Origin of the sequence: Thiomicrospira aerophila AL3 (genome assembly GCF_000227665.2) — a bacterium.
Lineage (GTDB): Bacteria > Pseudomonadota > Gammaproteobacteria > Thiomicrospirales > Thiomicrospiraceae > Thiomicrospira > Thiomicrospira aerophila.
Window position 1 is genome coordinate 901,781 of record NZ_CP007030.1, and the last position, 13,964, is coordinate 915,744.

Here is a 13,964-nt window from a genome sequence, read left to right on the forward strand (position 1 = left end):
AACTAAATGAAGACTACAGAAACTAAAAAAATAACCCTTTTAATCAGTTCACTTGCTGGCGGTGGGGCTGAAGGCGTTTGTGTGAATGTGGCGAATGGCTTGGCTGAACAAGGTTGGCAGGTTGATTTGGTGGTGTTACATTTAAATAATTCAGCTTATCATGATAGGGTATCTGATAAGGTGAACTTGGTGGTATTGGGCGTGAAGCATGCTCGTTATGCTGGATTAACCTTGTCAAAATATATCCATCGTCAAAAACCTAAAAGTATTTTGGTATTCAATTATGAATTAGCCGTTATGTTAGTGATATTACGAACCATATTACGTTTTAAAATAAAAATAATTGCACGAAATATTAATACACTTTCTCAAAAGAGAAAGCTGGCTAAAGGTTTATGGCTAAAGTACATAGTCAAAAATTTTGTTGACGGATTTTATGGAAAAGTTGACCATGTTATTAATCAATGCAAAGCCATGCAGGACGATTTGCTTACTCTTTACCCTAAATTAAAAGGTAAAACATCAGTTATTTATAACCCCGTTGCCAAACACATCGAAGATTATGCCAAGTCGCATGATTTGAGCCAGGTAGAAAAGCGAGATTATTTATTGTGCGTCGGGCGTTTAGAAAAACAAAAAGCGTTTCATTATGCGATAGAAGGCTTTGCAGGCGTGGCAAATGAGTTTCCTAATCTGCGCCTTAAAATTGTCGGGCAGGGGAGTGTGGAGGCAACGTTAAAACAATGCGCCATAGATTTTGGTGTCGCAGACCGTGTAGATTTCGAGGGCTTTCAAAAAGACATGATTCCTTACTACCTGCACGCAAAAGCGACAGTTTTAACTTCACTTTACGAAGGCTTTCCCAATGTGCTCGTTGAATCCATAACGCTCGGCACACCGGTTGTTGCCTTTGACTGCCCAAGCGGCCCAAGGGAGATCATTGAAGATAGAGTGAATGGGTATTTGGTGGAGTATCTGAATATTAAGGACTTTAAAGCAAAGTTAGTTCAGCTTCTTTCTGCAAAATTTAATGCAGAGGCTGCCCAAAATACAGTAAAACAAAATCAAGTTGATGAGGTAGTGAAGCATTATGCTAAGCAAATTGCCTGCTTTGATTAGCTTTTTGTTGCCATGCACGTAGAGGTTGGACACCCTCCGCCTCTGACCTTATAACCAGGCCTGGTGAAAGTGATTACACGAATGAAAAACCGAATGAACGGCACCGGCTGGTGCGCTGGTACGGCAGGACGATTGCTGTATCGCATCTATTTGCTTTCCGCCTGGCATAACAAGAATCAATATTTTTAACCACCAGGCCTGGTTGATATGATGTATGTTGTTAAGATGAGTTGTGTCCTGGCCTTTAAACTTCTAATTTAATAAATTTCAAAGTATGAATGACAAAAATTTAAAACACTATCGAGTATTTTCAGCCTTTTTTTTATTTGCTCTTTTTTTCCCAGTCTTTCATAACTATTTTGGCTCATCAGGTGCGATGCTTGTTAATGGCGGATTGATATTAGGTTTGGTTTTTTATTTCCTAGCTTTTAAGAGGCTATATTTTAATTTTTATGACGAAAATCATAAAGAAATATTTATCGCTGTATCGTTGATTTTTATATTTTTTATTCTGCACATAGCTCTCTCTATGTTGGTTGGTGCATCCTTTGGTGGGATAGATATTATTCAACGTGATCTTTATGAGTTTCATCGTCCTATTCTGTATTTGCTCGTGTTTGCTCTTGCTTACACTGTCTTTTCTCGTCAAGGCCTGATTTTAAAGTTTGAACGACTTTTGTTGTTTGCGTTTTTTGTTTTGGTTTTAATTGGGTTAAATCAGTACTTTGGTTTTTATGATTATCTAAGTCAGCTATATACTAAAGAGCATAATGTTAACTCCCGCCGGGTTTCTGCGCCTTTTGTCAACCCTTATGATTATGCGTTCATGATGTCGTTTTTTATTTTATATTTTTTCCTGAAAATGATTTACACATGTCGATTTTTTATTCTACCTTTGGTTGTTGCGTTAATCATGTTTATTCTTCCGCAATCACGATCAGTTGCCGGAACTTTTTTGGTAGGTTTTTTTATTGTCTTACCAACGGTTTTATTGTTATTAGAGTTTAATCTTAAGAAGCTAGTTGTATCGAAGAAATTATTTTTATTTTTATTTTTAATGCTTGTCGTGTCCATCATTTTCGTTGCCTCTATTCCGTATTTACTGGAAAACTTTCACTATCTGACGGGTCAGTTTGTAAGGTTGCTGGAGGGTGAGGGTATTGGTCGATCTGGTAATATTCGGCTAGGGCAGTTTCTATTTGCTCTCGATAAAGTATCTAATAATCCGTTAATCATGTTCTTTGGTAATGGCCCTGCAAAATCTGAGCTTGAATACGTTGAGTCGATTTATAATTATCAGTTTTACCGTTATGGGTTGGTTGGTTTTCTTTTGTATTTTATTGCCTTAATTGGGCTTGGGGTCTATTTTGCATGGCGGATATTAAAGAATATTGGTCGTCATCATATTAGTTATCCTTTTTTTCTCGCCCTGCTCGTATGGTTTTTGATTATTCCTTTGATGAGTGTGGGCAATAACTTTACCGAGCAAATTCGGCTTTCTTTCTTCTTTTATTCTATGTTGGGTCTTTTGGCCGCCAGTTATTCATTGACTGTTTTCCATTCAAAAAGGCCTGCGGAATGAAGCTCGCTTATATAACGATGCAATTTCCGGTTCCTTCGGAAACGTTTGCTTCATTAGATGTAGAAAGTTTGCGTCAGCAAGGGCAGGATGTTTCTGTGTACGGGATGCGACCAAAGCATGTTCAGTTTGAAAAGTTGATGGTTGAACGTGATCATGCTGGATTGTCCGTTACTCATTTTTCTTTTGAATCAATCTTGGTGTTTTTTGCCTTTTTGATTAGACATCCGTTAATGACCTTTTCTCTTTTGGGTTGGGTTCTTTCTTGTTGCGCTAAAACACCTAAGCATCTATTAAAAAGCTTGGTTTTGTTACCCTCCGCTATATCTATTTTCAGGTCAGTTTTAAAACGCAAGCCGGATGTTGTTCATCTATTTTGGGGGCATTACCCTTCGATGGAGGGCTATTTGGTAAAAAGGTATATGCCAAACACGGTGGTTTCCATGTTTCTCGGTGCGCATGATTTGGTTTCAGCTTATCCTGGGAGTGTTAAGCTTTCAGAAGAAGCGGATGTGATTTTCACGCATTCAAAGTCTAACTTGCCGATGATGAGCGAAATGGGGATTGATAAGGACAAGGTAAATGTTGTGGTGCGGGGAACTAAGTTGGACTTTCCCGTTGAGGGTGTCGCCAATAAGTTTGAAGAATTAAATGAGCCCATCTTTTTAACCGCCGGGCGGTTAATTGAAGAAAAGGGGGTTGATGATGTATTGCGTATCTTTCAAGGTGTTTTAAACAATAATCCTCGCGCTGTTTTGTATATTGCAGGTGATGGTTCGTTTAGACCCAGTTTAGAAAAATTGGTTGATAATTTGGGGTTGCAAAAGTATGTATTCTTTTTGGGGCATGTTGATCAGGTTGAGTTAATCAAGGTTATGTCCAAAACCCACTTTTTTTTATTGATGTCACGTTATCCATCTGAACGACTACCCAATGTTGTCAAAGAGGCGATGTACCAAAAGTGTGTTGTTGTTACTACCAATACTCCTGGAATTGATGAATTGATTGAGAATGGCATTGAAGGATTTGTTGTTGAGAAAGGTGATTGGAAGAGTGGCTTGGCTTTTATTAATACGTGTTTAGAAAAAGATGCAAGAGCTAGTACTATTGCAATGAATGCAAAGCAGAAAATTATTGAAAAATTTGATGTGGACGTTTCTATGAATACTTACATAAAGCTTTGGCAGGCTGCGAAGGATAGGATGGAACTATTGTGAGTATTGTTTCAATAATTACTCCCTCCCATAATTCCACACAGTTTATTTCAGAAACCATTCAGTCTGTTTTGAGTCAGTCTATTTCAGACTGGGAGATGATTATTGTTGATGATTGCTCGACGGACAAATCGGTTGAGGTGATTCAGTCTTTTGTTGAGCAAGATTCGCGGATTAAGTTGATTCGGTTGTCGGTAAATTCAGGTGCAGCAGTAGCTCGTAATACAGCGATTGAAGCCGCACAGGGTCGTTATATTGCGTTTTTGGATAGTGATGATCTTTGGTTGCCGGATAAGTTGGAAAAACAGTTGGCGTTTATGCAGGTTGATAATTATCCGTTTACCTATGCGGCTTATGACAAGATTGATGAAAATGGGCAGGTGTTTGGGCTTATTGGTGTGCCGGATAGGGTTTGCTATTCTGATTTGTTAAAGATGTGTTCGATTGGTTGTTTAACCGCAATCTATGACACGGAATATTTTGGCAAGGTTACTATGCCGTTGATTCGTAAACGTCAGGATTTCGGCTTGTGGTTGAAGTTGTTGAAAAAAACGGAGTATGCCTACGGCTTGAATGAAACACTCGCGCAGTATCGTGTTCGCACCGATTCAATTTCCGCCAATAAAGCCAATGCCGCTAAGTTTACTTGGCGTTTGTATCGTGAAGTCGAAGGGATGAATGTGTTTAAAGCCAGTTATTATTTTAGCCATTATGCGGTGCGTGGTTTATTGCGCACCAAAGCACCAGGCCTAGCGAGAATGTTAGGGGTGTTGAAATGATTTTAGTCACAGGCGGAGCTGGTTATATCGGGTCGCATACATGTGTTGAGTTGTTAGCGGCTGGGTATGATTTGGTGGTGTTGGATAACCTTAGCAACAGTTCTATCGCTTCGCTTGAACGTGTTGCTGGAATTGTGAATGTTGAATGTTCAATTTTTAATGAAGACTCCCGCCTTCGCGGGAATGACGAACGATTAACTTTTATCCAAGGCGATATACGCGACAGTGAGTTGTTGCGGTCGGTTTTTGAGCGGTTTGAGATTGAGGCGGTGATTCATTTTGCCGGGTTAAAGGCGGTGGGTGAATCGGTTGCGATGCCATTGCGCTATTACAATAACAATGTATCGGGTTCGGTAGCGTTGTTTGGGGTGATGGCGGAGTTTGACTGCAAGCGAGTAGTGTTTAGTTCGTCGGCGACAGTGTATGGCGATCCGGCGAGTGTGCCGATTAAAGAGGGTTTTCCGTTATCGACCACCAATCCTTATGGCGCGTCTAAGTTGATGGTAGAGAATATCTTGCGTGATGTGTATGCCAGTGACAATACCGCTACGGGTACAAGGGCCTGGTCGATTGGGTTGTTGCGTTATTTTAATCCCGTCGGGGCGCATGAGTCGGGGTTGATTGGTGAAGATCCGAATGGGATTCCGAATAATCTGATGCCGTTTGTGTCGCAGGTGGCGGTAGGTTTGCGCGAGAAGTTGTCGGTGTTTGGTGGCGATTACGATACCGTCGATGGCACTGGGGTGCGGGACTATATTCATGTAGTGGATTTGGCGAAAGGGCATGTGGCGGCGTTGCGGAAGTTAATGCAATCATCTGGCCTGCTAACGGTGAATTTAGGCACAGGGCGCGGGTATTCGGTTTTGGAGATGGTGTCTGCATTTGAAAGGGTATCGGGCAAAGCTGTGCCTTATGAGATTGTTGCACGCAGGCCTGGTGATGTGGCGCAGTGTTATGCCGACCCGAGCTATGCGTTTGAAGTGTTAGGCTGGAAAGCGGAGTTTGGTATTGAAAGAATGTGCGAAGACGCATGGCGCTGGCAGTCGAAGAATCCACGGGGTTATGGTGAGGGGTGAGGTGTCATTGCGAGGAGCGCAGCGACGTGGCAATCTACAGCCGAGTGTTCCGGTAAAAGATCGCCGCGCTGCGCTCGCGATGAAGGCCGATTGGTGTTAGGGCGTTATTTTCGGTAATATAAGGTTTGGTTTAGTTTTTGAGAGGGTTTGAGTATGTATGCGGTTGAATTTGAAACGGACATTAAAAGTAAATACATTGAAATTAAGGACTATAGCAAGATTCTTAATAAGCATGCCAAGGTTATCGTCTTAGTTGAGGATTCGGAGATGCATGCTGTTTCGACTAATCAAAATGACTTTATTGCCACTTTATTGAGTCAACCTAGGCATATAACGCAAGGTTCTTCTTTTTTGAGCCGAGAGCAAGCTAATGCAAGATAGCGTATTTGTTGATTCGAATATTTTTTTGTATGCGTTTAGTGACTTGGATTTGCATAAACAAAAGATTGCTGGTGAGATTGTTTCACAAGGTAATTGCGTTATTTCAAGCCAAGTTCTGAATGAGGTAAGCAACAATTTACTCAAAAAGTTGTCCTTTAACAACAGCGAGATTAGCCGTTTTATTGAGAGCGCATATAGTCGTTATTGGGTGAGCAGTGTCTGTAAAGATGCGTTTTTGAAAGCATGTGAATTGCGAGAAAAATACATGTTTTCTTATTATGATTCATTAATTGTTGCCTCTGCTAGTCTTGAAGGTTGCCAGCTATTGTATTCTGAGGATATGCAACATGGGCTGGTTTTAAATAATCAGATGACGATTGTAAATCCGTTTATAAAAACCTAACCGATTTTATGTATGACTTAATCAACGTAATGGCGGCGGCATGGTTTTGAGCAATATCGATGATGACATGAAAGATGAATATGACCCAGCGTTGTTTGATAGTGCGGAGGTTGGCAAGTATGCTGAGCGTTTGCGACAAGCGTCAAATGTGGTGATTGTAGAACCAGATCTGGCGGCGGCCTTTCCCAATAATGCGGCGGTTAATAACGCATTGCGAGAGTTGTTGAAGCTTGCGCGGCAGGTTAAAGTTCCAAATCACGCTTGATTTTTAATAGCTTAATATCGATTTGTGCCGGATTGAGTCCGGCGTTTTTGTTTTTGGATTTGGCGCTGGCAGTCGAAGAATCCGCGAAGTTATGGTGAGGGGTGAAGTGTGAGGTTGCTCACGATGACCTTGTATTGGTGTTAAGCCATCATTTTGGGTAATATAGGGTTTGGTTTAGTTTTTTGCGAGGATTTGAGTATGTATGCAGTTGAGTTTGAAACAGATGTGGTGTCTGAGTATGTGCGTATTCCGAATTTTGAGCAGTTTAAAAACCAGCATGTGAAGGTGATTGTGTTGAGTGAACAGGCTAATTTGTCTCAAAGTGTAGCTGGAATAGAAGGTGCGGAGGTGATTGATTTTTCAGTTTTTAAGGTGAAGGCTTTTAACCATTGTGATGCAGTGGCTTATCAACGGGCGATGCGTGATGAGTGGGAATGATCGTTATTTGCTTGACACCAATGCGTTAATTTATTTGCTTGAACATGGGCTTGTGTTACCAAAATCGATGCTTTTTTATTCGAGTATTTCAAAAATTGAGCTGTTGGCGTACCCAAACTTGGATAAGGCTGATGAAGGTAATATTCGTTCGGTTCTTGCTTTAATGCAGGAAATCAGGCTGAGTGATGATGTTGTTGAGCGATGATAAAAAATTACAAGCGCATAAAAATGTGATTTCTATTGATAGGTTTGTGGGTATTTTTAAATAGTATTTTGTGTCGGTAGCGTTTATGGTAGCGTTTAGTTGTGTTTTGAAATGCCGGTTTGAGTCCGGCATTTTTGTTTTGGATTTCCGTTATCAACCACCAATCCCTATGGTGTGTCTAAGCTGATGGTGGTAAACATTTTGTGCGATGTGTTTGCTAGTGACCCGGCTTGGTCGATTGGCTTGTTGCGCTGGAAAGCGGAATTGGGCATCGAGCGGATGTGTGAAGATGCTTGGCGCTGGCAATCGAAGAACCCGAATGGGTATGGTGAGGGGTGAGGTGTGCGGTGTCATTGCGAGGAGCGCAGCGACGTGGCAATCTACAGCCGAGTATGCCGGTAAAAGATCGCCACTCTTCGCTCGCGATTACGGGTTCTATGGCTCGCGATGACCTTGAGTTGGTGTTAAGTCGTTGTTTTCGGTAATATAGGGTTTGGTGTAGTTTTTTGCGAGGATTTGAGTATGTATGCAGTTGAGTTTGAAACGGTGGCGCGCAATCACATCATTCATTTGCCTGATGAAGTGCCGCAGGATTGTCCGGTAAGGGTGTTGGTGCTTTATCCTGACTTGGCGAGTCGGTCTGGCGCTTCGGGTGTCAAGCGTAAACCCCATCCTGCTTTGGCGAGTTCAGTAACGATGAGTGCGGATTTACTTAATACGGCTATGCCCTTAGAAGATTGGGATATGCTGAAGTGATGGTGTTGTGGTCAGTTCGATAAGTTGTTTGGAAATAGCTTGGTTGGTTAAGCAGGGTAAGATTAAGCTGAATATGCCTTTAGAAAACTGGTTTGAGCTGGCTTTAGAGGCTTCTGGGGTTGAATTGCAAACAGCGAATTGCCAAATCGCCTTGTTGTCTACTCAGTTGGCGGATATTCATAAAGATCCGGCGGATCGCATTATTTTGTTTTTTAATTAGGTAAACGTCGCCGGTTTGAGTCCGGCTTTTTTGTGCCTGCAAGAAAGTGTGGTCTAGATCACAATTCGTGTGTGTTGTTCTGCGTGTGTCGGTGTTTCTTGGTATAATATGCGTTATATTTTTAAGCTGTTTTTTGTATAAAATTTTGACAAGTCGCCTTTATGAAACCCATTCCTAAATACCGTTCGCGTTTACCGCTGTTTTTGTATGCCTTGATTGATTTAACTTTTCCGTTGTTTTTGTTGTACGGTTTGCATGCCCTGTTGCTAGACCAGGCCTGGTTAGAGAAGTATACCTGGTTGGGTGGTTTAGCCGGTATTGCGATGGTGATTGGGGTGCGCCTGTTGCGCGGTTATAGTCGCTATAGTGAACGTTCGATTGCACAAAAGCTGGCGTTGATATTTAAAGTTTGGATGTTGACGGTGCTGCTGCTTATCTTTTTGGCGTTTTTGCATTTGGTGGCGCAGGATTACAGTCGTAAGTTGGTGATCAGTTGGGCGATTATCACGCCGTTTGTGCTGTTGTTGTTGCGCTTGCTGGTGAATCGGTTTTGTTATGCGGTGGACGCGAATCCGATTCGGGTGGTGTTGCTTGAGGAGTATGCGTTTACGGATTTTGAAAGGTCGCGTTTGGCGCAGCAGAATGTTGAGTTTGAGGTGTTGGCATTTGATGAGCAGGCGGATTGGCTGCAAAAGGTACGCGACACGCAACCGGATTATGTATTGCTAAATACGCATCAACAACCGCAGTCTGACTTGATTAAGGATTTGACCCATTTGGAGCTGGATGGAGTGCGCTTGATTAAGATGGAACAGTTTATGGAAACCTTCTTGCGCAAGTGCTATGTGGATTATCAAACGGTGAACTTGGATTATCTGCAAGAGGTGACGGCTTACAGCCGATTGAATTATGCGTTGAAGCGCATGGTGGATGTGAGTGCTGCGTTGAGTTTGTTATTGCTGACTTGGCCGGTAATGATTTATGCCATGATACGGATTCGGCAAGAATCGCCAGGCCCGGTTATCTTTAGTCAAAAACGTGTTGGGTTATTTGGCAAGGAGTTCACGCTCTATAAATTTCGTTCGATGCATCTTGATGCTGAAAAAGAGGGCGCTAAGTTTGCCGAAAAAGATGATCCTCGTGCTTATGGGTTCGGGGCGTTTATGCGTAAAACCCGGATTGATGAGTTGCCACAGCTGTGGAATGTGCTAAAAGGCGATATCCATTTTATTGGACCTCGTCCAGAGCGTAAGGTGTTTACTGATGAGTTGGAAAAAGACATCCCGTTTTATCATGAACGCCATTTGGTTGCGCCGGGCATTTCCGGTTGGGCGCAAGTGATGTATCCCTATGGCTCCTGTGTGGAAGATGCGCGCCAAAAGCTGATGTACGATTTGTATTACATTAAAAACTGGAGCATTTGGCTGGAAATCGAAACCCTAATCCGCACAGTCGGCGTGGTACTTGGGAAAAAGGGGCTGTAATCTAAATTAAACCCCTAGTAGGGAAATCGTATTTTCATACGCTTAATGCATTTAAAAAACTTGTCAGGAGAACTTATGCAACAAAACCACTCTGAATTAGCTGTTTCGCCACGTCAATATGATGATGAAATTGATTTGTTTGAGTTATTTGAGACGCTTTGGGCGCAAAAATGGCTGATTGCTGCTGTGACGGCTTTAACTGGTGTATTTGCTTTTCTGTTTGTATTGTTCGCACCTTCAAAAGCGGATTCGTATCAGGGGGAGGTATTGCTTGAAGTGGCTACCGTGCAAATGTTATCCGGGCAGTCAGCTGAGGTCGTTACAGTTGAAGAACTTGCAGATTTGCATGCCATAATTCCCAAAATTGCAGGTGTGTCATCTTCGGTGAATCGAGGTGATAGTAAGGTTGTTACATTATCGTTTGGTCATCATTCAAAAGAAAATGTTGAGTCAAGGTTAATCGGCGCGGTCGAAATTATTCAGGCTAGGCATGAGTTGCTTCTTTCACGGATGCAAAATATTGCACTGATTCAGCCAACGACGCAGGTTGGTGAGATTTCGTTAGCACTGGTTTCGCCCAAACAAAATCGCTTAGATAAGCTTAATCTCATTCTTGCAGTCGGTTTAGTATTAGGCTTAATGCTAGGCGTGTTTATCGCGCTTATTCGTTCCGCTATTCAAAAGCGTCGAGCTAAACTGAATGAGTCAAGCCCGTCCGTAAGTTAATTCGACAAGGTTTATATTATGTTTTAACGGGTGAATCACCCATTGATGAGACTGCGGACGAAGGGCTGGATTCTGTGGGCATCAAAATGAGCCTAGCGGAATTGTATGCTTTTTTTGTGGAGGCTGTTTCTCAGTATCAGCAGCTTGAGGCGGCAAAGGTTTGATAGTCCGCGTCCGCCGTGATGTATTTTGAAAAGCCGGATTCAGTCCGGCATTTTTATAGGGTTTGTTAAGGACTGGGTTGTATGAATATTTTAGTGACCGGTGGTTCGGGTTTTATTGGCTCGGCTTTGATTCGTTTTTTGATTGCTCACACCGAGCATCAGGTGATGAATCTGGATAAGCTGACCTATGCCGCGAATCCGGCGGCGTTGGCTGAGGTTGAATCAGATCCGCGTTATCGTTTCCGACAGTTGGATATTTGTGACGCTGCCGGGGTGGCACAGGTTATGGCGGAGTTTGAGCCGGATTGGGTGATGCATTTGGCGGCCGAGTCGCATGTTGACCGTTCGATTGCCGGACCGGCTGAGTTTATTCAAACCAATATTGTCGGCACCTATAACTTGCTGGAGCAGGCACGCGCCTATTGGTCTAAGCTGGCTGCGGATAAAAAAGCCGATTTTCGTTTTCATCATATTTCGACTGATGAGGTCTATGGTGACTTGCCGCACCCGGACGAGCTAGATCGCCACGCTGCGCTCTCGATGACTAACCCTGTCATTGCGAAGAGCGAAAGCGAGGTGGCAATCTCCAGCGAAGCAATCTCTAAAGTGCAACGGCTACCCTTGTTCACCGAACAAACCGCTTATGCACCGAGTTCGCCTTATAGCGCCAGTAAGGCGGGTTCAGATCATTTGGTGCGTGCTTGGCATCGTACTTATGGTTTGCCGGTGGTGGTGTCGAACTGCTCGAACAATTACGGGCCTTATCAGCATCGTGAAAAACTGATTCCGCAGACGATTTGGAATGCGTTGCAGGGCAAGCCGATTCCGCTGTATGGGCGTGGCCAACAAATTCGTGATTGGTTGTATGTGGACGATCATGTGCGTGGGTTATACCGGGTGGTGTCAAGCGGTCAGCCGGGGCAAACTTATAATATTGGCGGTCATAATGAAAAGCGCAATCTGGAGGTGGTCAAGGCGATTTGTGCGCTATTAGAAGAGATGGCACCGAGCGAGCTGAATCCAAATATTGACAGTTATTCCTGTGAGCCTGGCAGTGCCGACAGTTATCACGCATTGATTAAATTTGTCGCTGACCGCCCGGGGCATGATTTGCGTTACGCCATCGACGCAAGCAAGATTGAGGCGACCTTGGGGTGGCGACCAAGCGAAACCTTTGAATCGGGGCTTCGTAAGACAGTGCGATGGTATCTTGATAACCAGGCCTGTTGCCATCCTTCGTAATTGAAAGTCAACCTTCGTTATTGCGAACGAAGTGAAGCCTGAATCTCAAGATTACCATGGCTTTCAGCCTCGCGATGACCGAAAAGGTATGGCTTTGCGGTGACACCTGCGCTTTTCTTGCATATAATAAATTCTCGTCAATAATTAAGACTCATCCATGTCTATTTCATCTCAGTTGCAAAGGATTTTTGCAGACCAACCTCAGCTACAGGCTGCGCTTTTATCCAGCTTGGTAGACTATGCTCATGAGGCTGTGGGCCTGGTATCGGATACTGGGCGTTTAATTCTGCTAAATCCAGCGTTTGAGGGGTTTTTAAAGTTTCCGGCTCAGGATTTACTTAATCGTCGATTATGGTTTTTACGTTCACTTAATGGACGGCGTGGAATCAGCTCTCAGGTGCAACAGGCTTTAATAGAACAAGGTGTATGGGCCGGGGAGTATCGGATTCAAACCGGCCTTTATGACTTTCGCGACATCATGTTAACCCTGGTAGATCTAGCGCAAAATCTTGATGCGCATTCTGGTGATGCAAGCTATACACTGGTTATTTTTCACGATCTGTCTCAGCAAAAACATCAGGAATTGCAGCTGAAACAACTCGCCAATTTTGACAAGATTACCGGCTTGCCGAGCCGCCAGTTATTTTCAGAAAAAGTGGAATGGCTCAAGCAAAATCAACAAAACTTTAAGTTTGGCTTGTTGTGTATTGATTTAGATGGCTTTAAGTTGATTAATGATCAATATGGTCATGACATTGGTGATAAGTTGCTAAAAAAAGTGGCGATGCGCTTAAGCAGCAAAATGCGCTCTGAGGATATTTTGTCGCGTTTTGGCGGTGATGAGTTTTTGGGCTTGGTGCACCATGTGCCAGATGATCCGCAGTTGCTGGCGATTTTATTGAACCGTTTGTTAGCCGCGGCCTCCGAACCCATGACGATTAATGGCATTAAGCTGCAGGTGTCTTGCAGTATTGGAGTGACGCTGGCAGATAATCATGCTTTTGAGAGTGTGGATATTTTATTGCGCCAAGCTGACCATGCCATGTATCAAGCCAAAATTGAGGGCAAGAATCGTTATCATGTATTTGATCCGGCGCAAGAGGCTTGGCAAAAAGAACGTCATAGTCATTTTAAACGTATGCGTGAAGCGATGCATTTGGATGAGTTGCGGGTGGTCTATTTGCCGATTGTGTCACTAAAAACTGGTGAATTGAAAGGGGCGGAAGCCTTAGTGCGATGGCAACATCCTGAACATGGACTTTTAGATCCGCGCCATTTTATGCCGATTATTGAAGATCACATGGTCGAGGTTGAGCTGGGTTGGTGGGTGATGGACCGGGTGTTGACCGACATGCAGCAATGGCAAACGCTAGGTTTTGATTGTCGGGTGAATGTGAATGTGTCGTCACGCCAATTGGAACAGGGCGATTTTAATGAGCGTCTATTTCATAAATTAAGCCACTTTAACGCCCCACAACCGTTTAAGTTAGAGTTAGAAATACTAGAGTCAGGCGTGTTTGAATCTTTGCCAGACTTATCCGGTAAGCTAAATGAGTTAAAGTCCCATGACATTAGATTGGCGGTTGATGATTTTGGAACCGGCTATTCGTCTTTTGATTATTTACGCAAGCTCTCACTTGATTCGTTGAAAGTTGACCGTAGCTTTGTTGCCAACATGCTAGAAAGTGCTGAAGATCGTGCGATTTTAGCGAGTATGATCGCGTTGGGTCATGCTTTTCACTTAGATGTGGTGGCCGAAGGGGTGGAAACCCTTGAACATGCCAAGCAGCTGCAAACCATGGGCTGTGATTATGCCCAGGGTTATGGGATTGCCAAGCCGATGCCTGCGAATGAGTTGATGGCTTGGGCAAAAACCTGGTCAATAGTCAGTTTTGGCTGACCTAGTTTTATCA

Annotated in this window: 18 protein-coding genes; all 18 read left to right on the plus strand. The window is 43.3% G+C overall.

All coding sequences use genetic code 11. The annotated features are described in order from the left end of the window. The first annotated feature begins 6 nt into the window (after positions 1–6). Positions 7–1,119, plus strand: a complete 1,113-nt coding sequence (locus THIAE_RS04290; RefSeq protein ID WP_006459076.1) for a glycosyltransferase — start codon at positions 7–9, stop codon at positions 1,117–1,119. A 274-nt stretch (positions 1,120–1,393) separates the two neighbouring features. Next, on the plus strand, positions 1,394–2,701 hold the full coding sequence (locus tag THIAE_RS04295; RefSeq protein WP_006459075.1) for a hypothetical protein: 1,308 nt from the start codon (positions 1,394–1,396) through the stop codon (positions 2,699–2,701). After that, complete coding sequence (locus tag THIAE_RS04300) at positions 2,698–3,915, plus strand: glycosyltransferase family 4 protein (protein WP_006459074.1); 1,218 nt, start codon at positions 2,698–2,700, stop codon at positions 3,913–3,915. The genes THIAE_RS04295 and THIAE_RS04300 overlap by 4 nt, the downstream gene beginning before the upstream one ends. Continuing rightward, positions 3,912–4,691, plus strand: a complete 780-nt coding sequence (locus THIAE_RS04305; protein ID WP_006459073.1) for a glycosyltransferase family 2 protein — start codon at positions 3,912–3,914, stop codon at positions 4,689–4,691. The genes THIAE_RS04300 and THIAE_RS04305 overlap by 4 nt, the downstream gene beginning before the upstream one ends. Further along, positions 4,688–5,767, plus strand: a complete 1,080-nt coding sequence (gene galE, locus THIAE_RS04310) for a UDP-glucose 4-epimerase GalE (RefSeq protein WP_006459072.1) — start codon at positions 4,688–4,690, stop codon at positions 5,765–5,767. Before THIAE_RS04305 ends, galE begins: the two co-directional genes overlap by 4 nt. A 153-nt stretch (positions 5,768–5,920) precedes the next feature. Next, the gene (locus tag THIAE_RS04315) at positions 5,921–6,148 is read left to right on the plus strand and encodes a hypothetical protein (RefSeq protein ID WP_006459071.1); all 228 of its coding nucleotides are present in this window, start codon (positions 5,921–5,923) and stop codon (positions 6,146–6,148) included. After that, complete coding sequence (locus THIAE_RS04320) at positions 6,138–6,551, plus strand: PIN domain-containing protein (RefSeq protein WP_006459070.1); 414 nt, start codon at positions 6,138–6,140, stop codon at positions 6,549–6,551. The genes THIAE_RS04315 and THIAE_RS04320 overlap by 11 nt, the downstream gene beginning before the upstream one ends. A 40-nt stretch (positions 6,552–6,591) precedes the next feature. Next, positions 6,592–6,816 (plus strand): hypothetical protein, encoded by a 225-nt coding sequence (locus THIAE_RS04325; protein WP_006459069.1) that lies wholly within the window; start codon positions 6,592–6,594, stop codon positions 6,814–6,816. Between the two features lie 198 nt (positions 6,817–7,014). Further along, positions 7,015–7,254: a hypothetical protein gene (locus tag THIAE_RS04330; RefSeq protein WP_006459068.1), complete on the plus strand. Its 240-nt coding sequence runs from the start codon at positions 7,015–7,017 to the stop codon at positions 7,252–7,254. Further along, positions 7,241–7,459: a PIN domain-containing protein gene (locus THIAE_RS04335; RefSeq protein WP_006459067.1), complete on the plus strand. Its 219-nt coding sequence runs from the start codon at positions 7,241–7,243 to the stop codon at positions 7,457–7,459. The genes THIAE_RS04330 and THIAE_RS04335 overlap by 14 nt, the downstream gene beginning before the upstream one ends. A gap of 186 nt (positions 7,460–7,645) precedes the next feature. After that, positions 7,646–7,798 (plus strand): hypothetical protein, encoded by a 153-nt coding sequence (locus THIAE_RS10795; RefSeq protein WP_239232411.1) that lies wholly within the window; start codon positions 7,646–7,648, stop codon positions 7,796–7,798. An 8-nt stretch (positions 7,799–7,806) separates the two neighbouring features. After that, positions 7,807–7,944: a hypothetical protein gene (locus THIAE_RS10800; RefSeq protein ID WP_157868696.1), complete on the plus strand. Its 138-nt coding sequence runs from the start codon at positions 7,807–7,809 to the stop codon at positions 7,942–7,944. Positions 7,945–7,981: 37 nt separating this feature from the next. Continuing rightward, positions 7,982–8,215: a hypothetical protein gene (locus THIAE_RS04340; protein WP_006459066.1), complete on the plus strand. Its 234-nt coding sequence runs from the start codon at positions 7,982–7,984 to the stop codon at positions 8,213–8,215. 7 nt (positions 8,216–8,222) lie between these two features. Continuing rightward, positions 8,223–8,435 (plus strand): PIN domain-containing protein, encoded by a 213-nt coding sequence (locus THIAE_RS04345; RefSeq protein ID WP_025299311.1) that lies wholly within the window; start codon positions 8,223–8,225, stop codon positions 8,433–8,435. Between the two features lie 161 nt (positions 8,436–8,596). Continuing rightward, positions 8,597–9,919 carry an exopolysaccharide biosynthesis polyprenyl glycosylphosphotransferase gene (locus tag THIAE_RS04350; protein ID WP_006459064.1) on the plus strand — a complete coding sequence of 441 codons (1,323 nt, stop codon included), beginning with the start codon at positions 8,597–8,599 and terminating at the stop codon, positions 9,917–9,919. A 75-nt stretch (positions 9,920–9,994) separates the two neighbouring features. Then, positions 9,995–10,645 carry a Wzz/FepE/Etk N-terminal domain-containing protein gene (locus tag THIAE_RS04355; RefSeq protein WP_006459063.1) on the plus strand — a complete coding sequence of 217 codons (651 nt, stop codon included), beginning with the start codon at positions 9,995–9,997 and terminating at the stop codon, positions 10,643–10,645. 245 nt (positions 10,646–10,890) lie between these two features. After that, a complete protein-coding gene (locus THIAE_RS04360) occupies positions 10,891–12,051 on the plus strand; it encodes a dTDP-glucose 4,6-dehydratase (RefSeq protein ID WP_006459062.1) in 1,161 nt (386 codons plus the stop codon). A gap of 157 nt (positions 12,052–12,208) precedes the next feature. After that, a complete protein-coding gene (locus THIAE_RS04365) occupies positions 12,209–13,951 on the plus strand; it encodes a putative bifunctional diguanylate cyclase/phosphodiesterase (protein ID WP_006459061.1) in 1,743 nt (580 codons plus the stop codon). Positions 13,952–13,964 lie beyond the last annotated feature (13 nt).

What these genes read in the sequence shown, in the direction of transcription:
- THIAE_RS04355 (WP_006459063.1), top strand. Translation starts at nt 9,995, where the DNA reads ATGCAACAAAACCACTCTGAATTAGCTGTTTCGCCACGTCAATATGAT.
- THIAE_RS04335 (WP_006459067.1), top strand. Translation starts at nt 7,241, where the DNA reads ATGAGTGGGAATGATCGTTATTTGCTTGACACCAATGCGTTAATTTAT.
- THIAE_RS04320 (WP_006459070.1), top strand. Translation starts at nt 6,138, where the DNA reads ATGCAAGATAGCGTATTTGTTGATTCGAATATTTTTTTGTATGCGTTT.
- THIAE_RS04315 (WP_006459071.1), top strand. Translation starts at nt 5,921, where the DNA reads ATGTATGCGGTTGAATTTGAAACGGACATTAAAAGTAAATACATTGAA.
- THIAE_RS04290 (WP_006459076.1), top strand. Translation starts at nt 7, where the DNA reads ATGAAGACTACAGAAACTAAAAAAATAACCCTTTTAATCAGTTCACTT.
- THIAE_RS04365 (WP_006459061.1), top strand. Translation starts at nt 12,209, where the DNA reads ATGTCTATTTCATCTCAGTTGCAAAGGATTTTTGCAGACCAACCTCAG.
- THIAE_RS04340 (WP_006459066.1), top strand. Translation starts at nt 7,982, where the DNA reads ATGTATGCAGTTGAGTTTGAAACGGTGGCGCGCAATCACATCATTCAT.
- THIAE_RS04330 (WP_006459068.1), top strand. Translation starts at nt 7,015, where the DNA reads ATGTATGCAGTTGAGTTTGAAACAGATGTGGTGTCTGAGTATGTGCGT.
- THIAE_RS04350 (WP_006459064.1), top strand. Translation starts at nt 8,597, where the DNA reads ATGAAACCCATTCCTAAATACCGTTCGCGTTTACCGCTGTTTTTGTAT.
- THIAE_RS04325 (WP_006459069.1), top strand. Translation starts at nt 6,592, where the DNA reads ATGGTTTTGAGCAATATCGATGATGACATGAAAGATGAATATGACCCA.
- THIAE_RS04295 (WP_006459075.1), top strand. Translation starts at nt 1,394, where the DNA reads ATGAATGACAAAAATTTAAAACACTATCGAGTATTTTCAGCCTTTTTT.
- THIAE_RS04300 (WP_006459074.1), top strand. Translation starts at nt 2,698, where the DNA reads ATGAAGCTCGCTTATATAACGATGCAATTTCCGGTTCCTTCGGAAACG.
- THIAE_RS04360 (WP_006459062.1), top strand. Translation starts at nt 10,891, where the DNA reads ATGAATATTTTAGTGACCGGTGGTTCGGGTTTTATTGGCTCGGCTTTG.
- THIAE_RS10795 (WP_239232411.1), top strand. Translation starts at nt 7,646, where the DNA reads ATGGTGGTAAACATTTTGTGCGATGTGTTTGCTAGTGACCCGGCTTGG.
- galE (WP_006459072.1), top strand. Translation starts at nt 4,688, where the DNA reads ATGATTTTAGTCACAGGCGGAGCTGGTTATATCGGGTCGCATACATGT.